24 protein-coding genes are annotated in these 22,591 nt (G+C 65.4%); 14 read left to right on the top strand and 10 right to left on the bottom strand.

Going from position 1 to position 22,591, the window contains the following annotated elements; genetic code table 11:
* The first annotated feature begins 115 nt into the window (after positions 1 to 115).
* The 4 genes from METRZ18153_RS0107965 (at position 116) to METRZ18153_RS0107955 (ending at position 3,650) form a co-directional block, all read left to right on the top strand.
* Entirely contained in the window at positions 116 to 979 is an 864-nt protein-coding gene (locus METRZ18153_RS0107965) for an ABC transporter ATP-binding protein (protein ID WP_020164228.1), read from the top strand.
* A gap of 23 nt (positions 980 to 1,002) precedes the next feature.
* Positions 1,003 to 1,446: a cyanase gene (gene cynS / locus METRZ18153_RS0107960; RefSeq protein WP_020164227.1), complete on the top strand. Its 444-nt coding sequence runs from the start codon at positions 1,003 to 1,005 to the stop codon at positions 1,444 to 1,446.
* Between the two features lie 323 nt (positions 1,447 to 1,769).
* Entirely contained in the window at positions 1,770 to 3,065 is a 1,296-nt protein-coding gene (gene drt2, locus METRZ18153_RS20560) for an antiviral reverse transcriptase Drt2 (protein ID WP_081629078.1), read from the top strand.
* Positions 3,066 to 3,323: 258 nt separating this feature from the next.
* On the top strand, positions 3,324 to 3,650 hold the full coding sequence (locus METRZ18153_RS0107955) for a hypothetical protein (protein WP_020164226.1): 327 nt from the start codon (positions 3,324 to 3,326) through the stop codon (positions 3,648 to 3,650).
* Positions 3,651 to 3,736: 86 nt separating this feature from the next.
* Here METRZ18153_RS0107955 and METRZ18153_RS20035 read toward each other — a convergent pair whose 3' ends face one another.
* From METRZ18153_RS20035 to METRZ18153_RS0107940, 3 genes are all read right to left on the bottom strand, one after another.
* Positions 3,737 to 4,246 carry a helix-turn-helix transcriptional regulator gene (locus METRZ18153_RS20035; RefSeq protein ID WP_081629077.1) on the bottom strand — a complete coding sequence of 170 codons (510 nt, stop codon included), beginning with the start codon at positions 4,244 to 4,246 and terminating at the stop codon, positions 3,737 to 3,739.
* 482 nt (positions 4,247 to 4,728) lie between these two features.
* Positions 4,729 to 5,112 carry a type II toxin-antitoxin system death-on-curing family toxin gene (locus METRZ18153_RS0107945; protein WP_029143625.1) on the bottom strand — a complete coding sequence of 128 codons (384 nt, stop codon included), beginning with the start codon at positions 5,110 to 5,112 and terminating at the stop codon, positions 4,729 to 4,731.
* A 7-nt stretch (positions 5,113 to 5,119) separates the two neighbouring features.
* Positions 5,120 to 5,350, bottom strand: a complete 231-nt coding sequence (locus METRZ18153_RS0107940; RefSeq protein ID WP_008060588.1) for a hypothetical protein — start codon at positions 5,348 to 5,350, stop codon at positions 5,120 to 5,122.
* Positions 5,351 to 5,610: 260 nt separating this feature from the next.
* Here METRZ18153_RS0107940 and METRZ18153_RS0107935 point away from each other — a divergent pair, with 260 nt between their 5' ends.
* Positions 5,611 to 6,375 (top strand): AAA family ATPase, encoded by a 765-nt coding sequence (locus tag METRZ18153_RS0107935; protein WP_020164223.1) that lies wholly within the window; start codon positions 5,611 to 5,613, stop codon positions 6,373 to 6,375.
* A gap of 59 nt (positions 6,376 to 6,434) precedes the next feature.
* Here the strand turns inward: METRZ18153_RS0107935 and METRZ18153_RS0107930 are convergent, their stop codons facing one another.
* A complete protein-coding gene (locus tag METRZ18153_RS0107930) occupies positions 6,435 to 7,442 on the bottom strand; it encodes an AraC family transcriptional regulator (RefSeq protein WP_020164222.1) in 1,008 nt (335 codons plus the stop codon).
* A 226-nt stretch (positions 7,443 to 7,668) separates the two neighbouring features.
* Here METRZ18153_RS0107930 and METRZ18153_RS0107925 point away from each other — a divergent pair, with 226 nt between their 5' ends.
* The 3 genes from METRZ18153_RS0107925 to METRZ18153_RS0107915 all read left to right on the top strand — a co-directional run bounded on the left by METRZ18153_RS0107925 (position 7,669) and on the right by METRZ18153_RS0107915 (position 10,635).
* Positions 7,669 to 8,502 (top strand): class I SAM-dependent methyltransferase, encoded by an 834-nt coding sequence (locus tag METRZ18153_RS0107925; protein WP_020164221.1) that lies wholly within the window; start codon positions 7,669 to 7,671, stop codon positions 8,500 to 8,502.
* A gap of 596 nt (positions 8,503 to 9,098) precedes the next feature.
* Positions 9,099 to 9,710: a DUF502 domain-containing protein gene (locus METRZ18153_RS0107920; protein ID WP_020164220.1), complete on the top strand. Its 612-nt coding sequence runs from the start codon at positions 9,099 to 9,101 to the stop codon at positions 9,708 to 9,710.
* A 199-nt stretch (positions 9,711 to 9,909) separates the two neighbouring features.
* Positions 9,910 to 10,635, top strand: coding sequence for a PEP-CTERM sorting domain-containing protein (locus tag METRZ18153_RS0107915; RefSeq protein WP_043363814.1), 726 nt, complete (start codon positions 9,910 to 9,912; stop codon positions 10,633 to 10,635).
* A gap of 28 nt (positions 10,636 to 10,663) precedes the next feature.
* Here METRZ18153_RS0107915 and METRZ18153_RS0107910 read toward each other — a convergent pair whose 3' ends face one another.
* Together METRZ18153_RS0107910 and METRZ18153_RS0107905 are read right to left on the bottom strand one after the other, a co-directional pair.
* On the bottom strand, positions 10,664 to 11,860 hold the full coding sequence (locus tag METRZ18153_RS0107910; RefSeq protein WP_020164218.1) for a DUF1501 domain-containing protein: 1,197 nt from the start codon (positions 11,858 to 11,860) through the stop codon (positions 10,664 to 10,666).
* 45 nt (positions 11,861 to 11,905) lie between these two features.
* The gene (locus METRZ18153_RS0107905; protein WP_020164217.1) at positions 11,906 to 13,726 is read right to left on the bottom strand and encodes a DUF1800 domain-containing protein; all 1,821 of its coding nucleotides are present in this window, start codon (positions 13,724 to 13,726) and stop codon (positions 11,906 to 11,908) included.
* A 176-nt stretch (positions 13,727 to 13,902) separates the two neighbouring features.
* Between METRZ18153_RS0107905 and METRZ18153_RS0107900 the strand changes: the two genes are divergently transcribed.
* From METRZ18153_RS0107900 to METRZ18153_RS0107885, 4 genes are all read left to right on the top strand, one after another.
* On the top strand, positions 13,903 to 14,343 hold the full coding sequence (locus tag METRZ18153_RS0107900; RefSeq protein WP_020164216.1) for a DUF1810 domain-containing protein: 441 nt from the start codon (positions 13,903 to 13,905) through the stop codon (positions 14,341 to 14,343).
* Positions 14,344 to 14,355: 12 nt separating this feature from the next.
* Positions 14,356 to 14,820: a hypothetical protein gene (locus METRZ18153_RS0107895; protein WP_020164215.1), complete on the top strand. Its 465-nt coding sequence runs from the start codon at positions 14,356 to 14,358 to the stop codon at positions 14,818 to 14,820.
* 120 nt (positions 14,821 to 14,940) lie between these two features.
* A complete protein-coding gene (locus tag METRZ18153_RS0107890) occupies positions 14,941 to 15,483 on the top strand; it encodes an excalibur calcium-binding domain-containing protein (protein WP_020164214.1) in 543 nt (180 codons plus the stop codon).
* Positions 15,484 to 15,494: 11 nt separating this feature from the next.
* Positions 15,495 to 15,968 carry an OsmC family protein gene (locus METRZ18153_RS0107885; RefSeq protein WP_020164213.1) on the top strand — a complete coding sequence of 158 codons (474 nt, stop codon included), beginning with the start codon at positions 15,495 to 15,497 and terminating at the stop codon, positions 15,966 to 15,968.
* Positions 15,969 to 15,987: 19 nt separating this feature from the next.
* On the opposite strand, the gene METRZ18153_RS0107880 is transcribed toward METRZ18153_RS0107885, so the two are convergent.
* Positions 15,988 to 16,959, bottom strand: a complete 972-nt coding sequence (locus tag METRZ18153_RS0107880) for a catalase family peroxidase (RefSeq protein ID WP_020164212.1) — start codon at positions 16,957 to 16,959, stop codon at positions 15,988 to 15,990.
* A gap of 219 nt (positions 16,960 to 17,178) precedes the next feature.
* Between METRZ18153_RS0107880 and METRZ18153_RS0107875 the strand changes: the two genes are divergently transcribed.
* Positions 17,179 to 18,423 carry a methyl-accepting chemotaxis protein gene (locus tag METRZ18153_RS0107875; RefSeq protein ID WP_020164211.1) on the top strand — a complete coding sequence of 415 codons (1,245 nt, stop codon included), beginning with the start codon at positions 17,179 to 17,181 and terminating at the stop codon, positions 18,421 to 18,423.
* 39 nt (positions 18,424 to 18,462) lie between these two features.
* On the opposite strand, the gene METRZ18153_RS0107870 is transcribed toward METRZ18153_RS0107875, so the two are convergent.
* Positions 18,463 to 19,122, bottom strand: a complete 660-nt coding sequence (locus METRZ18153_RS0107870; protein WP_020164210.1) for a pyridoxamine 5'-phosphate oxidase family protein — start codon at positions 19,120 to 19,122, stop codon at positions 18,463 to 18,465.
* 156 nt (positions 19,123 to 19,278) lie between these two features.
* On the opposite strand from METRZ18153_RS0107870, the gene METRZ18153_RS0107865 reads away from it, so the two are divergent.
* On the top strand, positions 19,279 to 19,902 hold the full coding sequence (locus tag METRZ18153_RS0107865; RefSeq protein ID WP_020164209.1) for a c-type cytochrome: 624 nt from the start codon (positions 19,279 to 19,281) through the stop codon (positions 19,900 to 19,902).
* Between the two features lie 128 nt (positions 19,903 to 20,030).
* Here METRZ18153_RS0107865 and cybH read toward each other — a convergent pair whose 3' ends face one another.
* Both cybH and METRZ18153_RS0107855 read right to left on the bottom strand, forming a co-directional pair.
* Complete coding sequence (cybH, locus tag METRZ18153_RS0107860; RefSeq protein ID WP_020164208.1) at positions 20,031 to 20,735, bottom strand: Ni/Fe-hydrogenase, b-type cytochrome subunit; 705 nt, start codon at positions 20,733 to 20,735, stop codon at positions 20,031 to 20,033.
* Positions 20,736 to 20,767: 32 nt separating this feature from the next.
* Positions 20,768 to 22,432: a methyl-accepting chemotaxis protein gene (locus METRZ18153_RS0107855; RefSeq protein ID WP_020164207.1), complete on the bottom strand. Its 1,665-nt coding sequence runs from the start codon at positions 22,430 to 22,432 to the stop codon at positions 20,768 to 20,770.
* Positions 22,433 to 22,591 lie beyond the last annotated feature (159 nt).

Here is a 22,591-nt window from a genome sequence, read left to right as displayed (position 1 = left end):
CATGAGCGCAGCCCTCGCCCCCGTCGTACCGCTGAAGACGCAGACCCGCGACCCGGTGGAGGCCGCGCCGCCACCCTCGGCCGGGTCGTCCGCAGACAAAAAAGGCCCCATCACAATGAGCACCCAACCCTTCCTCAAGGTCGAGGGCCTGAAGCGGCAGTTTCCGCAGCCGGGCAACCCCGACCCCGCGCCGGTATTCGAAGACGTGCATTTCGGCATCGAGCGCGGCCAGTTCGTGTGCGTACTCGGCCACTCCGGCTGCGGCAAGACCACCATCCTGAACATCCTGGCCGGGCTCGACGAAGCCACCGCCGGCCACGTCATCATGGACGGCCGCGAAGTGCGCGGCCCCTCGCTCGACCGCGGGGTCGTTTTCCAGGGCCACGCGCTGATGCCCTGGCTCAGCGCGCTGAAGAACGTCGAGTTCGCCGTGCGCAGCCGTCACCCCGACTGGTCGGCCAAGCAGGTGCGCGAACACGCGGTGAAATACCTCGAACTGGTGCACCTCGGCCACGCGCTGGACAAGAAGCCGGCCGAGCTGTCCGGCGGCATGAAACAGCGCGTCGGCATCGCCCGCGCCTTCTCGATCGAACCGAAGATGCTGCTGCTGGACGAGCCCTTCGGCGCGCTCGACGCGCTCACCCGCGGCAGCATCCAGGACGAACTGATCGGCATCGTCGAAGCCACGCAGCAGACCGTGTTCATGATCACCCACGACGTCGACGAGGCCATCCTGCTGGCCGACCGCATCGTGCTGATGACCAACGGCCCGCGCGCCAAGATCGCCGAGATCGTCGTCAATCCGCTGGCCCGGCCGCGCGTGCGCGAAACCCTGCACCAGCAGCCCGCCTTCTACACGCTGCGCAATCACCTGGTCGACTTCCTCGTGAAACGCTCGCGCGAATTCCAGCCCGGCCCCGGCTGGGATGCGAAGAACCCGCCTCTCGTCCACCCCGGCCAATCCAGCCAACCCGCCTGAACACCACCTCAAAGGAGACTCACATGAAACGCGAAGACGTCACCGATCTCATCGTCGAACGCAAGGTTGCCAAGGGCCTCAAGTGGGCCGACCTCGCCAAGGCCATCGGCCTCAGCAAGGAATGGGTCACCGCCGGCCTGCTCGGCCAGATGACCTTCACCGCCGAACAGGCCAAGACCATCGGCGAAATGCTCGACCTGCCGGCCGAAGCCGTCACCCAGCTCCAGGTCGTGCCCTACAAGGGCTCGCTGCCCACCTCGGTGCCCACCGACCCGCTGATCTACCGCTTCTACGAACTGATCAATGTGTACGGCACCACCTTCAAGGCACTCATCCACGAAGAATTCGGCGACGGCATCATGAGCGCCATCGACTTCAAGATGGATCTGGCGCGGGAAGCCAATCCCGCTGGCGACCGCGTCAGCATCACGATGAGCGGGAAGTTCCTGCCGTACAAGACGTACTGAAGCTGCTGATGCGAAGTGCTTGACCGGCGCCGCAGGCGCTGGTCATTTATTTATAGCGCATGCTACGATGCGCAGGCCTTGGCTAAATGGAGTCAGGGGTATGTCACAGGATGTCAAGCCACCCGGCCCAGCCGGAACAGCTTGGCAGCTGCAATTGGATATTTAGCCGCATGGCGATCTCCAGAGTACTGTACGACATTGCTAACACGCGTGGCGACGCTGTGCCTTGTGCATCGCAAGATAGTGATGAGTTATCACTTGGTTAAGCCGGGGAGGGTGTAAGAGATTGCCACGGTCTCATCCCTCTCCGGTTTTGCTATCAAATGATTAAAAAGGAAGCCCCCCCTCCTTGGTACCGGCTACGCCGGTATTTGCATTTCGACAATCCGCTTGGTCTCAAAAAGGCAGAATTGCTTGTAACAGATACGACCGCCGTAGCTCGGCACTCGTTCTGGCCGCTCATTCAGTTTGAGATTGAGTCAGCAAAGATCCGAAAAAACAAAGCCACTGGAAAAATCTCGACAAAAATAAAGAAGCGGCCAATCTCCTACGCAGCACATTCGGACTCTCAGATATTTAGCTACTATTGCCAACTTCTATCCGAAGCCTACGAATCTGAGATTTTAACGCGCGAACTCTCCAACTCTGTACTCGCCTTTAGATCGCTTGGAAAAAGCAATATCGACTTTGCAAAACAAGCCTTCGACACCATCAAAACAATGGGCGATTGCACTGCACTTGCATTTGATATAACGAAATTTTTTGACACCCTTTCACACCGCATCTTAAAACAACAGTGGAAAGAGCTTCTGAAGGCGCCACAACTACCTCCTGATCACTATGCGGTTTTTAAGGCTGTTACTAGATTTTCTTTCGTTGATCGGAACAGCGCGTTTGCCGCCCTCAAAATCTCGGTGCACAACCCGCGTACGGGTGGCAAGCGACGCCTCTGCTCTCCAAGCCAATATCGGGACCTCATCCGCGGCGCCAACCTTATTAAGACCAACCCCAAGGGAGTAGGAATTCCGCAAGGAACTGCAATCAGTGCTCTTCTCTCAAACATCTACATGCTCGAATTCGATAGCATGGCATCGGACTTCGTTCAGAGGAACGGCGGCACATACATGCGCTACTGCGATGACATACTTTTTTTGATACCACTAGAAAAGAAAAAGATAACAGAGGACTTTCTCTCAGAAGAACTAAAAAAATTAGAAATAAGCATCAACCCCGACAAAACAGAAGCACGAAATTTCACAGTAACAGACGGACTACAGAACGCAGACCGCCCTCTTCAATACCTTGGATTTCTCTTCGACGGCCAACGCATTACAATTCGACCAGCAGCATTTGCAAAATTTTCTAATCGCATGAAAAAAGGGGTGTCGCTAGCAAAGCTAACCAAAAATAAGAGGGATAAATTACGCCTCACAAATGGTGCACAAGAACGACCACTCTACTGCAAAAAACTCTTCACGCGATACTCTCACTTAGGCAAGCGAAATTTTCTCCGTTACGGGTACAGCGCCGCGCATTTGATGAATTCAAAAGCGATAAGAAGGCAATTACGCCCACTATGGACTCGACTTCAGCGCGAAATTAATAAAGAAAATAAATAGACGAAAATTTGCAGCAATAGAGAACATAGAAGACGTACCACATTCTCCACCGATCTCCGGGTTCCCAAAAGATAGTTTTGTCGGATCTCGCATTCCAACCTATGATCCGCCCGGTTGCGGGGTCATCACCGCGTCGTTCAGCCGATGCCCGAACCTTCCATCGAGAAAAACCTGAACGGCGGCGCTTCTTGCGCACCCTTCGTACCAGACATCGGGGTCCGAATGACGCGTTCGGGCGCCTCAGAGCAGGAGTTGTCGATGAGCTACAGCTTCCCGGCCGAAAAATTCTCCGTCGCCCGCGATGCATTGATGCAGCTGCACCCGGGGGGTCAGCATGTGGCGCTGGAAATGGCGCTCATCGAGTGCCGTGTCGGCCTGCACCGGATGAACCGTTCCAAGCTGGATTCAACCATCCGGTCGCGGATCTTCAAGCTCGAAGGCTTCATGGATTCAACGGGCTTTTCCGAGGCCGATGGCGACAGCGCCTGGACGGTGCGGCTGAAAGGCCTGTCCGATGCGGAGAAGTCGGAGATCTTCCACCTGGTGGATGATCTGGCGAATTTTTTCGCCAGCCACGAAGCGTAGCGAACGCTCTCGGGCGTGCCTCCGTCCCGCGTCCGGACGGCGATGGAACCGAGAGCCACAGCGGCCCGACCTTGAGGTTTCCCCTGCTACGCCGCCCCGCGCTGCGCCCGCCGCCATGTCGCCGGCGGCTGACCGGTCAGCCGCTTGAACGCCCGCGAGAACGCCGCTTCGGATTCATACCCGATTTCCTGCGCGATCGTCGCAACTGAGGCGTGCCCTTCGCGCATCAGATTGGCGCCCAGCTGCATGCGCCAGTGGGTGAGGTACTGCATCGGCGGCATGCCGACGCAGTCGACGAAACGCTCGTGCAGAGCGGAGCGGGAGAGGCCGACCTGTCGGCCCAGTTCGTCCACCGTCCAGTCCTCCGCCGGGCGCGCGTGCATCAGCGCGATCGCCTTGCCGATGTAGCGATCGCGCAGCGCAGCGAGCCAGCCGCTGCCACCCTCTTCCGGCAGGGCTTCGAGACAGCGGCGCGCCGCATCGACGAACACCATTTCGCTGACGCGCTCCAGCACCGCCGCGCTGCCCGCCCGCCGGTGGCGTGACTCGGCCACCGCCTGTTCGAGCATGCGGAACAATAGGGGACGCAGCAACATTTCCCCTGTTTTCTCCACCCTCTTCCACCTCTGCCCGGTTCAGCTCATCGCCGAACTCAGCCCGAGATGTGTGACAAATGGGTCGAAGTCGCGGTCGCTGTAGAGCAGTGCGATCATTGCGCGCCGCCTGTATTGCAATGTCCTGACCGCCGATGTCGACAGCGTCCAGCCCTGTCAGCAGCGTCCACGCCTGATCGAAATCCCGCTGGCTGCCAAAGCCCTGCAGCACTTCGGTCAGGGTGAGGTCGCCGATGAGCAGCGGTTCGCTGCCCGGCAGTGCGTCCAGCCTTTCGGCCTGCGGGGTGGCGGTGCCCCGAAAATAGTCGATCCAGACGCTGGGATCGCCCCGGATCAAGCGTGGGTCCTCATCGCGTCGAGGTCACCTTCCCACTGAAGCTTGCCCCTGACGCGACGGATTTCTCCTGCCGGGAAGGAATGCCGCTCACGCCTCATCGCGACCCCATGAGCGTTTCCGCCACGCGCTATTCCGGCCGGGCGATGATGCCGCGCAACCACGGCTCCAGATGGGCGATGTCAAAGGTGCCGGCGTCGAACATGTCCATCATCCGGGCAAACACGGCGTCCGGTGACTGATTCAGACGGCAGCCATTGACGCGCAGGAAGACGTCGGTCGCGGCGAAGGCGATACGCTTGTTGCCGTCGATGAAAGGGTGGTTGATGGCGAAGCTTTCGAACAGCGCCGCAGCTTCGGCCACGACGTCTTCGTAGTAGCCGGACTGCGGGCGGAACAGTGCGGATTCGAGTGCTCCGGCATCACGCAGGCCCGGGCTGCCGCCATATCGCTGAATCAGCACGGCATGCAGCGCGAGCACGTCGGCAAGGGTCAGGTAATCCCGTGCCCTCACTTGGCACTCACTTGGCAAGTTCGCGGTACAGGCTGTCGAATTCGCCGAGGCTGTCCGCGAACGCTTCCATGACATGTCTGCGCGGCCGGCCCTGTGCCTTGCGCTCGATATAGTCGCGCAGGGCTTCGTCCAGCACCACCTGGAACTGCCGGCCTTCGGATTCGGCAATCTGCCTCAGCGCGGCGAGCACTTCGGGCGAGGCCTGAGATGAGAACTTTTCGCGAGTCTGGGCGGACATGTCGCCTCCGTCAGGATTCATCTTGATGCGTCATGATAGATCACGATGCTGCGGCCAGGCACGCGTAACAACAGTTACAGCGGGGGACGGAGCAACATTTCCCGATCTCCACGCGGGCGTTGCCCGAACGCTCTCCCGCGCGCAGGCACCAAGAGCGTCACGCATGCATCCTGGGCTGTCGGGTAACAAGAGAGCAGCCCGGAAGTTTTCCTTCGCATGCCAAACTCCAGCCACCTCCCCCACCGGCAAACCTCGACGCCATGATCACAAGTCAGTTCGTCTCGCGGATTTCCCTTCAGCGCGACAAGGTCGATTCCTTTGATCGCTATCCGTTTGCGCTGCCGGCCATCCGGGCGCTCGAACAGATCGATCTTCATCCGAAGATGACTATCCTGGTGGGCGAGAACGGCTCGGGGAAGTCGACGCTGCTTGAGGCGATCGCGGTCGCGCTCGGGTTCAATGCCGAGGGCGGCAGCCGCAACTTCAACTTCGGCACGCGCGCGTCGCACTCGGAACTTCACGCCTTCCTGCGTATCGCCCGAGGCGTCCGGCGCCCGAAGGACGGTTTCTTCCTTCGTGCGGAGAGCTTCTTCAATGTGGCGACGGAGATCGAGAATCTCGACGCTGAGCCAATGGCTGGCGCGCGCGTCATCGATGGATTCGGCGGGCGCTCGTTGCACGAACAGTCGCATGGCGAATCGTTTCTCACCCTGATGACTCAACGCTTCCGCGGCGAGGGTCTGTACATCCTCGACGAACCCGAGGCGGCGCTCTCTCCCCAGCGCCAGTTGGCGGTGCTCTCCCGGATTCATGACCTGATAGCCGAAGGCGCGCAGTTCATCATGGCCACGCATTCGCCGATCCTTATGGCCTACCCCGATGCGCGCATCCTCCAGCTCACCGCAGACGGCATCGAGGAGGTCGCATACGAGGACACGGAGCATTACCTCGTCACGCGCAATTTCCTCGCCAATCCTGAACGCATGCTCAGCGTACTTCTGAGCCGCGATGACCAGAACGATTGACTCCTCCGCGAGCACTGCGTTGTCGAGTCTCACGTGGCGACGTTGTGAGGAGCGTTCCCCTACCCCGCCCCGCGCTGCGCCCGCCGCCATGTCGCCGGCGGCTGGCCCGTCAGTCGCTTGAAGGCCCGCGAGAACGCCGCTTCGGATTCATAGCCGATCTCCTGCGCGATGGTGGCGACCGATGCCTGGCCTTCGCGCATCAGATTGGCGCCGAGCTGCATGCGCCAGTGGGTCAGGTACTGCATCGGCGGCATGCCGACGCAGTCGACGAAACGCTCGTGCAGGGCGGAGCGGGAGAGGCCGACCTGTCGGCCCAGTTCGTCCACCGTCCAGTCCTCCGCCGGGCGCGCGTGCATCAGCGTGATCGCCTTACCGATATAGCGATCACGCAGCGCGGCGAGCCAGCCGCTGCCGCCCTCTTCCGGCAGGGCTTCGAGACAGCGGCGCGCCGCATCGACGAACACCATTTCGCTGACGCGTTCGAGCACCGCCGCGCTGCCCGCGCGCCGGTGGCGTGACTCGACCACTGCCTGTTCGAGCATGGGCGCCACCCAGGCGCCGACCCCGCTCGACGGCAGGTGCAGCATCGGCGGCAGGGCCTGGATCAAGGGGTTGAAGGGCTTCAGATCGCAACTGATGAAGCCGCAGACCATCGTGATGCTGGCGCGGCTGGAGGGCACTTCGGCATCGAGCTCACACACGCCGTCATGCAGGGCAATCAGGACCGGTTGGGGGTGGTCGCGCGTCGTTGCGCGCCAGGACTGATCGCCGCCGGCCGCGCGCATGCCGGGCGCACTGGACAGCACGTGGGCATCGCCGCGCGGGAACATGACGATGTCGCCCGCCTGCAGCCTGGCCGGCGCCTGACCCTCCATGCCGACCCAACCGTTTCCTCGCAGGATCATGTGATAGGCGATCACGTGCTCGGCGCCGGGGCTGAGCGCGTCGGCCAGTTCCGGCGACGGTGGCGTGTCGGCCACCCAGTGATCGTCGCAGCTCACGTAATAGAAGATCGCGCCGCGCAGACGCACACTCGTGAGCACATCGGACAACGGATCGCCTTGCATGGCCCCTCCCCGGCGGCGTCGCGATCAATCGGCGCGGACACCCGGTCAAGTGATCGCGCAATCGCGGAGCCGCGAGCAAGTTTCAACGACATGCGGTGAATCGCCCACCGGCCCCTGCAGGAAGAATGGTCCCGTCGTCGCACGCCGCCACACGCATAGAAATATGCACACGCCCCTCGGGCCGTGGCAGGTGCGGCGCACCCCACAACATCCTGAGGAGATCACCATGTCAGCCGTACTCGAAACCCAAGTCACCGCGCCCGATTTCAACGCCATCAAGCAACGGCAGCAGGCCACCTGGGCAAGCGGTGACTATGCCGTCATCGGCACCACGCTGCAAATCGTCGGCGAAACCCTCGCCGAGGCCGCCGACGTGCGCGCCGGCGAACAGGTACTCGACGTCGCTGCCGGCAACGGCAACGCGACCCTCGCCGCCGCGCGCCGCTTTGCCGATGTCACCTCCACCGACTATGTCGAGGCGCTGCTCGACAAGGCCCGCGTGCGTGCCGCGGCGGACGGCCTGACGGCGCAGTTCCAGGTGGCGGACGCGGAGCGGCTGCCCTTCGATGACGCGCGCTTCGACGTGGTGATGTCGACCTTCGGCGTCATGTTCACGCCCGACCACGCCACAGCCGCCAGCGAAATGCTGCGCGTGGTGCGCCCCGGCGGCCGCATCGCGCTCGCCAGCTGGACGCCCGGCGGCTTCATCGGCCGTCTGTTCAAGATCATCGGCGCCTACGTGCCGCCGCCGCAAGGTGTGAAATCGCCCTCGCTGTGGGGCACCGAGCCGCACATCATCGAGCTGTTCGGTACCCGTGCCGCACAGCTGCGCTGCGAGCGTCGGCATTTCGTCTTCCGCTACCGCTCGGCCGCCCACTGGCTGGAGGTGTTCCGCGCCTTCTACGGCCCGATCCACAAGGCCTTCGGCGCCGTGGCGCCGGACGTCCGCCCGGCACTGGAGCGCGACATCCTCGCCCTGCTGGATGAACTCAATGTCGGCGGTGCGGATGCGCTGGTGGTGCCGAGCGAATACCTGGAGGTGGTCATTACCCGGGTGTGACGTGGCGCAATGAAAGGAAGGCGCACGGGAGACAGTGCCGCAACCGGATCCGTATCTTGTAGGAGCGGTCTTCCGACCGCGGCCTGTACCGAAGCCGGTGGAATGCAACCGCCCTGTCGCGGCCAAGGCCGCTCCTACAGGGATTGCGCTTGATCCGCGGCTGGGGCCGGGGTTCTGTGGGAGAGGTCCTCTGACCCCGACTGCGGCCTGAATCGAAGCCGGCGGACTGCGCCGGCCCTGTCGCGGCCAAGGCCGCTCCTACAGGGATTGCGCTTGATCCGCGGCTGGAGCCGGGGTTCTGTGGGAGGGGTCTTCTGACCCCGACTGCGGCCTGAATCGAAGCCGGCAGACTGCGGTGGCCCTGTCGCGGCCAAGGCCGCTCCCACGGGGATTGCGCCCGATGCGCGGCTGGAGCCGAGGTTCGGCGGGAGTGGTCTTCTGACGCCGACTGCGGCCTGAATCGAAGCCTGCGGACAGCAGAGGCCCTGTCGCGGCCAAGGCAGCGCCCACAGGGTTTGCGCCCGATCCGCGGCCGGACCGGCATGCGCCTGCGGCACACGGTATGCTCAGGGCGCCTCCATCCCGAATCACCTGCAATGAACAAGCATCGCCTCTACCAGTATTTCTTCCGCGGCCTGATCACTTTTCTGCCGTTGGCACTGACCGTCTATGTGCTGGTGCTGTTCGTCACCTGGACGGAAAGTCTGGCGATGATGATGGTGCGGCCGATCATCGGCGACTTCTATCTGCCCGGTCTCGGCATCGCGCTGAGCGCCCTGCTCATCGTGGGCCTGGGCGTGCTGGTATCGCGCCCGGAAGCCGGGCGCCTGCTGTCGCTGGTGGAACTGCCCTTCACCAATCTGCCGGTGGTGAAGAGCATCTATTCGTCGCTGAAGAACTTCGCCGACTACTTCGCACCACACACCGGCGAATCGGCTCAGCAGGTGGTACTGCTGCGCATGCCGGGCAACGCGATGGGCATCGTCGGCCTGGTGACGCGGCAGTCGATGGCCGATCTGCCCGCCGGGCTGTCCGAACTGGAGGACCAGATCGCGGTGTATCTGCCCATGGGCTACATGATCGGCGGTTACACGGTGTTCGTGCCGCGCGCCTGGGTGACCAAGGTCGACATGTCGGTCGAAGAGGCCATGCGAATGGCGCTGATTGCCTACATGACGTCGAACCGGAGCGATCCTGAGGCGCGCTGATCGCCTCTGCTTCTTCGCCGCCCCACCCGGCGCGCACTACGCGCATATGCGTATTGCGTCGAAGCGAGCCACCCGACAAGAATGAGCGCCGCATTCCGGAGGCCGCACCCGCGTGATCGTTGGTACAGCCTCCGGCCAGACTGCGCTGCGCCTGCGGGCGACAGCGGGTCGCGGACAGTTCTGACCGGGAGATTGCTGCATGAAAAAAACCGTCTTGATCACCACTGCGCTGCTCGGCGTCGCGGCCGGCACACCGGCGCTGGCGGCGCCCATCGTGGTAAGTACGCTGTCGTCGTGGGACGGCGGCAGCAGCATCGGCGACTTCGGTTCGTCCGGCTTTTCCGGCTGGGGGCAATTTCTGGTGGCGCCGACCGGCAGCAACCGTCTGCTCGACTTCACCTTCCTGCTCAGTGACGCGCTCAAGGGCAGCAACACCAACCCCGTTCCGGTGACCTTCACGGCGCATCTGGTGCAGTACAACCCTTTCACGCGCTATGTCGTCGGCCCGCTGCTCTATTCGAGCGCGCCGGTCACGGTGCCGCTGACAGCGGGCATGGACTTCGACACCTACACCTTCGACATCGACGCCAAGGTGACGGCCGGCAGCACCTACATGATGTTCCTGTTCGCGACCAACTTCGAACTGCGCATCCCGGACGATTCGCGCCTGCGCCTCGCGACCGCGAATACGGATCTGGGCGGCGGCGCTTACAACATTCCTTGGGATGCCGAAAGCGATCTCGACGAGCTGCTCTCCGGTCAGTGGCGATTCACGGCTGGCCAGGACCTCGCCTTCTCGGCGACCTTCGACTTCCGGCCGCCCAACGAGGTGCCGGAACCGTCGGCTGCCGCGTTGCTGGCAAGCGCCGGCGCGGCGGGCCTGTGGGCGACCCGGCGGCGAAGCACTACCGACCTGCCGCGCTGAGAGCAGCGCACCGGAAGACCGGGCCGGCTCAGCCGAAGGCCGGCACCGGCGCGAAGCGCCCCTTCAGCACCTTGTCCGCCGCGCCCAGTTTCAGCCAGCCGTCGATGGCGCTGGCGTACACGGAGCGGAAGTCGGTGGTGTGGACGAGGTTGTCGCCGGCGTCCAGCGCGCCGAGGTCGGACGGCGTGCCGTAGTGGCCGCCCTTCACCTGTTTGCCGGCGAAGAACATGACGTTGGCGGTGCCGTGGTCGGTGCCCAGGCTGGTGTTCTCCGGCACCCGGCGGCCGAATTCGGAAAAGACGAGCAGGCTCACGCGGTCGGCCTGACCCAGGCGTTCCATGTCGCGCAGGAAGCCGCTGATCGCGTCCGAGGTGTAGGTGAGCAGGCGCTGGTGCAGGTCGGCCTGCTGCACGTGGGTGTCGAAGGCGTTGTTGCGATAGCCGACGTAGTACAGACGTGTCGGCAGGCCGGCGGCGATGCAGGCCGCCACCTTGGGCAGACCCAGCGGGGCGATGCCGTAATCCTGGTTGGTCTTGTAGTTCGACCACGCCTCGCGCACCGCCAGCGACGATTCGCGCGCGCTCACCGCCACCTGTTCGAGAAAGCGGCGTGACGGGTTGGCGGTGCTCGCCACACTCACGTCGTCGAGCAGTGCGCGCGTCGGGTGCAGCGCGCTGCGCATGAAACGCTCCGGCTCGTCGAACACCACCGGCGTGTGGACGCGGCTGCGCACCGCGAGCGACTGCGTGGCGTCGATGTTGAGCAGGTAGTTCGGTACCGGCGCGGGCGACATGGTGTCGGCCAGCCGGCCGACCCAGCCGTAGTCGTCGCCGCTGTTCGGTGCGGCGGTGTGGAGGTAGGCCATCGACGTGAAGTGCGAGAACGACGGGTTGTCGTAGCCACAGCCGTGCACGATGGCCAGCTGGCCGTCCTTCCACAGCCGCTCGAAGCCGGCCATGCCCGGGTTCAGGCCGAAGCGGTCGTCGAGCTTGCGCAGCTTGTCCGGGCGGATGCCGATGTTGGGCCGCAGCCGGTAGTAGCGGTCATCGGCGTAGGGCACGACGGTGTTCAGACCGTCGTTGCCGCCGGACATTTCGAAGACGACGAGGATGCGGTCCTGCGCTTCGGCGGCCGCGGCCGCGCGCGCGATGGTGCCGAACACGCCGGGAATCATGAGCCCGGCGGAGGCCTTCAGGATGCTGCGGCGCTTGTGATCGATGTTCATGTACGTTCTCCGGCGAAGCGGCAGGACACCCGTCCTGCCCTCGCCTCAACCCAGTTGATATTCCGGACGGCTCAGCAGCACGTGCAGCAGCAGGCGCAGCGGATCTTCGGCGTAGCTGGCCGCAGCCGGCACGTTGCGCGTGCCCAGTTCCTTTTCGAGGAAGGCCGCGAGCTTGGCCCGCGTGGCGACATCCAGCTGCACCGACAGGAAGCGGCCCTCCATATAGGAGACGACCTGTTCCGGCGTGCTGCAGCCCGCCTTCAGCACCATGCCGGTCAGGTCCAGCCGGGCCACCGTGCGCGGGATCGGTTTGACCCGCTCGACCGCCATCTGCCAGCCGCGGTAGCTGCCGTAGCGCGTGTTGAAGTCCTCGTCACGGTCGCCGTTCATGCTCGACGTCGCCATCATGTCGACGCCGCCATCCGCGCCGCCGGGCTTGGTGGCGGTGCTCAGGTCGAGGCCGCTGCGGACGCGCTCGTGGATGTTGCGGATTTCGTAGCCGGCCTGCGCGCCGGGGTAGCGGTCGCCCGGGATGTAGTTGATGTCGGGCAGCGCGACGTCGAGCGCGAAATTGCCGCGCTCGAGCAGCAGCCCCGGCGTGATCCAGCTGCGACCCTGGGCCCAGCCGGCCACGGTGGGCGGATGCATCAGGCGCTGGCCCAGCGCCGTGGTGGTTTCGTTGAAATCGGGAACACCCGGCACTTCGGTCAGACCCAGCTTGCGGTAGGTGGACACCACCAGTTCGACCGGCCCCTTGATGCGCGTCGCCACCGATTCGGGCGCGTGGAAGTCGCGCGACATGAACAGCATTTCGAGGAAGGCGGCGATGTCGTAATCGACCGCCTTCAGCCGCCGGCCAAGTTCTTCGGCCAGCGCCGGGTCGATGTCCTCGCGCACGAAGTGGCGGTACAGCTTGCTGGCGAGATAGCGCGGCGTGACCGGCTGGTCGAGGATGATGTCGATCACCTGTACGCCGTCGTAGTTGCCGCGCCGGCCCAGCACGGCCTTCGGTCCGCCGTCATGCTTCGCGGCATCGATGTGGAAGGCGACGCCCTGGTAGTTCCAGCCGGTGAAGGCGCGCGCCGCCTCGCGAATGTCGTGTTCGCTGTAGTGGCCGACGCCCATCGTGAACAGCTCCATGATCTCCCGCGCGAAGTTCTCGTTCGGCGCGCCCTTCACGTTCACGGCGGCGTCGAGGAAGGAGAGCATGGCCGGGTCCTGCGCGACGCCTATCATCAGCGTGCGGAATTTGCCCAGGCCCTGGTTCTGGAACAGTTCCAGCTGGTTCAGCATCTTGCGGTAGTCGCGCACCTTGTCTTCGTTGGTGGCGAAGTGGCCGTGCCAGAACAGCGCCATCTTTTCCTGCAGCGGGCGTGGCGACGTGAGCATGCGGTTCGCCCACCAGTAGGCGACGCGATCGGTTTCGAGCTTGCTGGCGCGCAGCCAGTAGAAGAACTTGTTCACCACCGGCTGCATGCGCCGGTTGCCGCCTGCCTTGACCGTTACGCCAAGCGCCTCGCCGCTGTCGCGCGCGAGGTCGGTGGTGGCAGGACGGCTGGCGGGAAACGGGTCCAGCCCCGCCTCGAACACACCCGAATGATCGAACGGCGGCAAGTCCGCCGCCGGAGCACCTTCGAAATAGACCATGCGGCGCACCGCCTGGGCCGGGGTCAGCCGGGCCAGCGCATCGATCTCTTCCGGCGTACCACCGAAGCCCGCCCGTTCGAGCAGATGGGCGGCGCGGGCGCGGTTCCAGTCGGCGGCGGCAATCGGGGTCAGATTGCCAGCCCAGGGCGAGGCGGCGATCGTGACCGCACTGAACAACGCGCCGGCGAATGCCAGCGCAACAGGGGCGATACGGAACATGACGGGACATCCGGGAAGAACAGGCCTGCAGCGTAGGGCCGCCCGACACCGGCCAGCCAGTGCAAATCACCCTCCGCCCGCTAGGGATTTTCTGGAGTCGCGCACGTCAGCGGGCGGTCGTCTGTCGCCGCCGCTCGTGTCATGCTGTCCGTCCCGAGCACTGCGATATTGCCGACATGCCGTCCGCCCCGACCGATCCACTCGACCGTTTCGTCCAGGCCCAGGCGCGCGACTACGCGCAGGCGCTGCAGGAACTGCGTGACGGCCGCAAGCGCACGCACTGGATCTGGTACGTGCTGCCGCAGCTGCGCGACCTCGGACGCAGCCAGATGGCGCGCGAGTACGGCATCGCCGACCGCAGCGAAGCGGCCGCCTACATCGCGCACCCGCTGCTGGGCGTACGACTGGTCGAATGCGTCGACGCCGTCCTCGCCCACGCCGGGCGACGCCCGGAAGACATCCTCGGCGAGGTCGACGCGCTGAAGTTCCGCTCCTGCCTGACCCTGTTCGCCGACGTGGCGCCGGACCAGCCCTGCTTCCGCGCCGCGCTGGCGGCCTTCTACGACGGCCGGCCGGACGGCGAAACGCTGCGGCTGCTTGGTCAGCGCGGCGGCTGAGCACATCCGGCGATGCGATTCCGTCGCTTCGTTCTGCTGACACTGACCCTCGCGCTGCACGGTTGCGTCGCACTGACCCGCGGGATCGTGCCGGTCGACGGCGCCGACCCGGCGGACACCGGAGCAGTGCGCCTGGACATCGATACCGACCACCCGGTGCTGCTGCGCGCGGTCGGCGGCAAACTGCTGCCGGGCGTGCAGGTGTCCAGCCACGCCCGCGCCTTCAGCTATGTGCTGCATCCCGGCGAGCGGGTGCTGTGGCTCAGTGACGCACCCTATGGTTTCCCCTTTCTTCCGCAGCGCCTGAGGTGCTACGTGCTGCGCGCCGACCTCGCGGCCGGCGCCCGCTACCTGCTGCGGATGGATGACGCGACGCAGCGCCCGCTGCTGATCGACACGACGCGGCAGCATCCAGTTGCCAAGGGTGAGCTGGTCGACGAGCCGTTGATCTACGAGCGCGGCTGCCGCTGGCGATGAAATCATGCGGCCATCTTGCCGACCCGGCATCGCGCAAGCCGGCAGGACGTCACTTCCCGGCGCTGTGCGCCCCGCTCATAATGATGCTTTCATCTGCAAGCGCCCCTCCCGAGAGCCACCATGAATCGCATCGAAGGCAGACTGACGAAATGGCAGGACGACCGGGGCTTCGGCTTCATTGAACCGCGTTCCGGCGGCGACCCTGTCTTCGTGCATGTTTCCGCTTTTCCGCGCGATGGACGACGACCGGCTGTCGGTGAAACCTTGCTGTTCGACATTGAAACCGACGAACGCGGACGCAAGCGGGCAACGGCGGTCGAGCGCCCGGTTCGTGTGGCGGCGACACGACGCGACAGCCCCCGACAGTCCACACGAGGCGGATCAGGGCTGCTTGGCACGCTCACGTCGATCGCATTGATCGCCGGTTTCGGCTGGGTGATCTACCACGAGTACGCGCAGCGATTTCCTTTGCGTAATGCGAAGGTGGTCGACGCGACTCCCGTTCGACTCTCGAGCGAGAGCTTTCGCTGTGACGGCCGTCAGCACTGCAGCCAGATGACGTCCTGCGCGGAGGCACGATACTTCTTGCAGAACTGTCCCGATCCCAAGATGGACGGCGACGGTGATGGCATTCCCTGCGAAGAACAGTTGTGCGGCTTCTGACTACCGCCGCCATGTCACTTCACACCGCCGAAATCCTCTGGACCCGCGGGGACCAGCCCTTCATCGACAAGCGCTACAGTCGCCGCCACCTGATCCGTTTCGACGGTGGCATCGAGGTGGCCGGTTCGTCGTCGCCGCATGTGGTGCCGCTGCCTTATTCCGCCGCGGACGCGGTCGATCCGGAAGAGGCGTTCGTCGCCGCGCTGGCGGCCTGCCACATGCTTACCTTCCTGCAACTGGCGGCACTGAAACGGCTGGTCGTGGATCGCTACGAGGACGCGGCCGAGGGCGAACTGGCGCGCAGCGCCGACGGCAGGATGTATATCGCGCGGGTGACGCTGCGGCCGTCGGTGCGCTTCGGCGGAGAAGGTGCACCGACGGCGGCCGAACTGACGGCGCTGCACCACGCGGCGCACGAACAGTGCTTCATCGCCAACTCGGTGCTGACCGAGGTGCGCTGCAAACCTCGCCTGTCTACTGAATGAACGTGCGGAAGCTGCCGGTTCAGCGCCCGCCGAGACGCTTGCCGAAGGAGATGGCGTAGGCTGGCGAGCGCATCTTCAGGATCGGATCATCGCCGGGACGAATGCCTTCGCTCAGCACGTTCGGATCGAAGTTGAGACCGGTGCACGCGTCGCCCCCGACAGCCGTAACCGACAGCGTGCCCGCCACCAGTTCGGTGCGCCCCTCCGGCCAGGCAAGTGAGGGGTCGGACTCGCTGTCGCCCGGTTGACCGAGCGTGACGATCCAGTCGAACAGGACCGGACCGCGAGCCACCCGCTCGCCCAGCCGGGCGGCGAGGAAGTCGCGCGGGGCGGCGCCGCGCTCGTCATCGGTGAGGCCGCGCACGCCGTCGCGCGGCTGAAGGCGCCAGCGCACCGCGCGCTCGCCCTCTGCCGTCGCGAAATGAAAGGTATGCAGTCCGAAGTACTGCGCGCTGGCGTAGCTCCACGGAGGCGGGTTCTGCTGCAGCCAGCGGAACTGCGGCAGCGTGTCCGGATGTGCCGCGCGGTAGGCAGCCACTCTGTCGGGATCGGGCCGGCCGTCCGGGCCGGGCAGCGAGGCACGCAGCAGGCCGAGGAAACTCTCCGGCGTGGCCGCGCCGAACACTGGTGTGCTCAGCGTGGCGATGTTGTGCACGCGGCCGTCGCCGAGCTCGAACTGCGCGGCCAGCCCGCGTGGCGAACGTGCGTTGTCGGCGACCGCCGGGTCGCCGCCGGCCATCGAGAAGCGGATCTGCGCCGGCCAGCGCGTACCCGAGAACAGCGGCGCACTGAACATCCGGGCGGCTTCGGCGCTGCCGGTGAAGCTGCCGACCGCACAGACACCCTTGGCGTGGCCCTTGCGCTCGCCCCTGTGCTCGCCGAACAGGCCCTGAAACACCTCGATGAAATCTCCGGCCTGCGCCGGCCTGTCCTCGGCCCTCAAGGGCGTGGCTGTGGCGGCGGCCAGCATGAGCAGGATGCGCCAATACATGAATGACTCCCCAGACTGCGGCGACTGGAACGCGCCGCGACGCGGGACAGACCGCATGTACAGCCGCCGGTTCGCCCGGACGGCCGGCGCCGGCACCGCACGCCGGACTGATATAGGTCAAATGTCCGCAGAAACGCCGTCCGCTCGACACAAGTTTGCGCGAAACAGGTCGTTAAACCGGGGGTTGATCCGCACACCAATCTTCCGCCGGGAACGCTCATGGACTTCATCTCTCGCAGCATCCGCAACAAGCTTCTGGTCATCTGCGGCGGCGGCACGGCAGCGCTGCTGGTCGCCGCGGTGGTCGGCCTCGGCGTCGAGTGGTCGGCCATCGACACGCTGACCGGCGACATCACGCGCGCCGAGGCGCTGGCGATCCGCGCCGCCACGCTGAACAAGCTCATGCTAACCGGCGCCGCCTTCGCGGTTGTCGTCATCGCCGCCTTCGGCCTCTTCCTGTGGGCACTGCAGCGCACCATCATCGGCCCGGCGAAGACGCTGTCGTCCGATCTCGAACGGCTGGCCAGCGGCGAATTCCATCAGCCGGTCGCCTGCACGACACGCGACGAACTGGGCGCGATCGCGCAGAGCGCCGAGCGCATCCGCAAGGATCTGGGCGCGCTGGTGCTGCAGCTCAAGCAGTCGGCGCAGTCGCTGGTCGAAGCTTCAGGTGTGGTCGGCGGCGAATCGCAGCGGGTGGCCGCCGCGTCGAGCGCGCAGACCCAGGCGGCCAGTTCGACCGCGTCGTCGATCGAGGACGTGACCGCCGCCATCCGCATGGTGGCGGACAACGCCGGCAACGCGGCGCGGCAGGCCGACGAATCGCTCGACCAGTCGACCCGGGCGCAGACCCACCTGACCGAACTGCGCGGCTCGATCGGCCGCACCGCCAGCGTGATGAACGAGGTGTCGGGCGCGGCCGACGCCTTCGTCGAGAACGCCCGCCAGATCACCGAAATGACGCGCGAAGTGCGCGAGATCGCCGACCAGACCAATCTACTCGCGCTGAATGCCGCGATCGAGGCGGCACGCGCCGGCGAACAGGGCCGCGGCTTCGCCGTGGTGGCCGACGAGGTGCGCAAGCTGGCCGAGAAATCGGGCAATTCGGCGGCGGCGATCGACACCATCACCCGCTCGCTGTCGGAACGGGCCGCCGGCCTGTCGGATGCGTTGACGCAGGGACGCAATGCCGTCGGCGTCGCCGAATCGTCGAGCGATTCGGCGGCAGGCGTCATCACCGTCGCGCACCACGCGGTATCTGTCGCTGCCGACGAGGTGCGCGCCATCAATCAGGCACTGGAACAGCAGAGTCGCGCCGCCAGCGACATCGCCGGCAACGTCGAGCACATCGCCAATATGTCCGGACAGAACCAGTCGGCCGTCGACACGCTCGCCAGCTCGGTCACTCACCTGCAGTCCCTGGCATCCCGCCTCGATGAACTGACCGGGCGCTTCCGCCTGTAGGCATCCCGCCGGACCCGGCGATGCCGAGTGCCGTGCTCGTCAGGCTTCGGGATGGCCGGTCTTCACCTTTTCCATCCACTCTTCGATCGCCAGCGTGCCGGCCGCCTGCGCGCGCGCCGCGTCGGCGGGCGGCAGCACGTCCTGCACCAGGTCGATGCGCTTCCACTCGGCCAGCGGCGTTTCGCAATCGGCGCGCGGTACGTAGCGCGAGCGGTCGACGCGCTGATAGCGGTGGATGTAGCGCGGACAGTTCTGCCAAAGTTCCGACAGTTCGACGCGGACGATGAAATCGGCTTCGTTGTAGAAGGCCATCATCGGGTCGTCACGCGACACGGTCGCCCTGCCCTGCACGCGGATGCGGTGCGGCTTCTCGAACGAGATGAAGAGCAGGCCGACCTCGGCGTTCTGCGCGATGTTGCCAACCGAATAGAACATGCCGTTGCCGTCGTAGCTGGGGAATACCAGCGTCTTCTCGTCGACCACGCGCACGAAGCCGGGGTCGCCACCCTTGTACGACACGGTGGGGCGACCACGCGCATCGACGGTGGACAGGAAGAACATGTCCATCGCCTCGATGAAGCCCCGGCTGTCATCGTCGAATTCGGTGCGGCAGGCCAGTTCCTCGATGCGGTCGGCCATCGCGCGGGTGCCGAACTCGTCCTGGAAGCTGCGGTGCTGCGGGTCGTACAGTCTGCTCACGGATGCGTCTCCTCCGGCTGTTCTTGTGGAAGGCGCAGCATGCCACGAAGCATGCGCACCGTCGGCACAGGACTACAACGCACACGATCCGGTCTCATCCGGCCTACCATCGTCTACAGCACCCGATTCCCACCCACAACAGACTGGAGGATCGTCATGAAAACCACGCATCTCGCCGTCGCAAGCTTCGCCCTGCTGCTCGCCGCCTGCGACAAACCGCAGGACCCGCCGAAACCCGTCACCGCGCCGGCGGCCGAGGCCGCAGCGCCCGCGGCTGATACCGCCGCGCCGGCACTGCCCTCGCCTCCTGCCGCGGCAGCGCTGCCCGATGCGCCCGGCCCGGGCGCAACGCCCCCCACCCCGGCCGATACGATGCAGAACGCACCGACCACGCCGAACGGCAAGACCCCGCCCGACACCACGGAAAACGCACGTCCCATTCCATCCGGTCAGCCCGCTCCTGCACCGTCCTCGGGCACCGCGCCGGCAGACGGCACGGCGGTCGCCGGTGGCGATATCGTGAAAGGCTGGAAGACCTGGCGCTCGGCCGCCTGTGAGCGCTGCCACGGTCCGGCGCAGGAGGGCATGGTCGGGCCGTCGCTGATCGAGTCGCTGAAGAAGCTGTCGAAGGACGAAGTGCGGCACGCGGTGATCGACGGCCGGCTCGAACGCGGCATGCCGGGTCACCCCTACCTCGCCGACAAGTTCGACGACCTGTACGCCTACCTGAAGGGGCGCTCCGACGGCAGCGTTCCGAAGGTGCGGCCGGACGGCGCCTGATCCTGCGCGCAGCCGGCGGGCGCATGTCTACGGGGTTGGCAGCGCCCGTCCGGCAGCCAAATGCGGCACGGAATTTTCATTTGGGTTTGCGGCCTGCGTCGCGCTGAGCCGCCTGCGTGCAGCGCGCGTCAATCGCGGAAGGAGCGCCAGCCGCTGATCATCGTCGAGATGATGCTCTGCCGGCTCATGATGTCCTCGCGCAGCGCCGCATACACATGGACGAGGATGAAGCTGAGCAGCAGCCACAGGCCCAGGCGATGCAGGCTGTGCACCGTCTGGCTGTCGCCGATCAGCCATAGCACCCAGCCGAACACGACGCCGCTCCAGTGACCGTGGCCGGCACCTTCGCTGTACAGCGCGAAGCCGGTGAAGATCATGAACAGCGTGCCGAGCACGAACAGGAAGAACATCATTACCGCGGCCAGCGGGTTGTGGCCGACGTACTTCTTCGGTCTGTCCTCGAGGAAGAAATACCAGCGCAGTTCGAACATCACCTCGCTCCACCACGCGAGCTTGAACAGCGGCGGCATGAAGATCTGCCGCGCGTGCTCGTTACCGACCAGCGCCCAGTAGATGCGACCGGCAAAGCCGATGGCGAGGACGTAGCCGGCGGCGAAGTGGGCGAAGCGCACATAGCCCATCAGATACATGCCTGCGTCGTCGCCCGGCAGCATCAGGAAGGGCGTGCCGATGAAGTAGCCGGTCGCCATCAGCACCGTCATCGCCAGCACGGTGATCCAGTGCCACAGCCGCACCGGCGCTTCATAGACATAGACCGCGTGCTGCGTGCGGCCGCCCTGCTCCACCTGCCGCATCTGTTCGTGCGAAAGCATGCTGTTCTCCCGATCTCGGTGGTCGTGGCCGCTTACGCGGCCAGCATCAGTTCGGCCGGCACGCCGGCGCGCAGCGTGCCCCAGTTGCGGTTGCCGCGACGGATAGGCAGGGCAATGTCGAAATACAGCGTGCCGTCGTCGGCCGCGAAGGGCTGCATCAGCAGTGCGCGCTCGCTCTTTGCCGCCCGCCGGGCGATGTCGGCCGGCGCCGGACAGCTGCCGGCGCTGCCCAGCACCTGCCCCGACGGATTGGTCACCAGCGCGTAGCGCACGGCGCTCACCTCGCCGCGCAGTGCGCCAAGCGCACGCGTGACCTCGGGCAGCGCGGCAACGCGACCGGCGCGCGGCGCGACCTCCTCGCCGTCGTCGTCGACCAGCACGGTCGCCGCACCGGCGACCGCGGCGCTGCACTGGTCGCGGTAACGGCCGAGCGCGCCGACGATGGATTCGAGCTGGTCGGAGCCGACGCGGAACGAGGCGGCCAGATCCTGGATGCGTTCGGTCGAGCGGCTCACCTTGGTCAGGTTCTGTTCGCCGTCGAGCATCAGGCTCGCCACCTGGTCACAGCCGGTGTGGATGTCGCTGACCAGCGTATGGATGCGGTCGTTGGTGTCGCTCAGGCTGCGTATCGCGTCGCCGGTGCGCGCGATACGCTCACCCATCACCTCGTACTCGCCGACCATGCTGCCGAAACGACCGGAGGCGCGGCGCACCGCCTCGCCGGTCGCCAGGATGTGGTCGCGGATGTCGTCGGTTTCGCTGCGCGTGCCGGCGACCAGGCGATTCATCCGGTCGATGTTCTGGCTCACGCCTTCGGTCGCCGCCTTGACCTGCTCGGCCAGCGAACGCACCTCGTCGGCGACGACGGCGAAGCTGCGGCCGTTCTCGCCGGCACGCGACGCCTCGATCGACGCGTTCAGCGCCAGCAGATTGGTCTGGTCGGAAATGCTGCTGATGATCTGCACCACCTGGCTGATTTCCGCCGACTGGTTCTGCAGCTGCTGCACCGTACGGTTGAAGGCCTGCACGCGCGCCTCGAACTCGTCGACGCGGGCGGCCGCTGACTGCAGTTCCTCCAGCGACACGCGCGCCGCCTGCAGGTGGCGCGTGGTCGCCTCGTCCAGATCATTGGCGTGCTGACGTGCGCTGTCGACCGCGCTGCGCGAGGTTTCGCTGGCGGCGAATACCTGCTCGGCCAGCGCCCGCTGCGACTGCGCGAGACCCGCGGTATCGCGCAGCGAGCGCGTCAGATGGGCGGTATGGCAGGCTGCTCCCAAGGTGCCACGGCGCACGCGGAACACCATGTCGCGCACGCGTCCGTCGCGCTCGGCGATGAGCTTGCTGATCGCCTTCACCGGCGAACTTTCCGGCAGCACGAATTCGCTCGACAGATCGTTCACATCGCGTCCGCTGTCGGCCAGCGCGTCGGCCATCAGCGCGATCGTGTGGTCCATCTGACGGATATAGAGCGCATCGGCGAAGGCGATCATCGCGCCGGCGGCACAGGCGAGCAGCGCGGCGGCTCGCGGGTTCACCAGCTCGAAGGCGGCGGCCAGCCCGAACAGCGCGAAGAACAGCGCACAGAAGCCGAAACTGCCCATGCGCAGATGATTCGACCGGCGCAGGTCCACGCGCTGCGCCGGTGGGGCGGCCTGCTCGGCCAGGCTGTCGGGCAAGTTCGTCGAGCGCGTTGTCATCGTTATCTCTCCAGCGGTGATGGGCGGAAGTCGCTGCCCGCCGGTTCTCCTCCAGTGCAGGCAACGACCGACTTTACGGCGTCCTCCCTATCGCCTTGAGCGCCCGGAACTGCCACCGAATCAGTGACATGGAACATTGTCAGACCCTGCTCCCCTGCC

Origin of the sequence: Methyloversatilis discipulorum, assembly GCF_000385375.1 — a bacterium.
In the GTDB taxonomy this organism is placed as follows: Bacteria; Pseudomonadota; Gammaproteobacteria; order Burkholderiales; family Rhodocyclaceae; genus Methyloversatilis; species Methyloversatilis discipulorum_A.
Note: the sequence above shows the minus strand (reverse complement) of the source record. Positions and strands in the feature narration are given on the sequence as shown.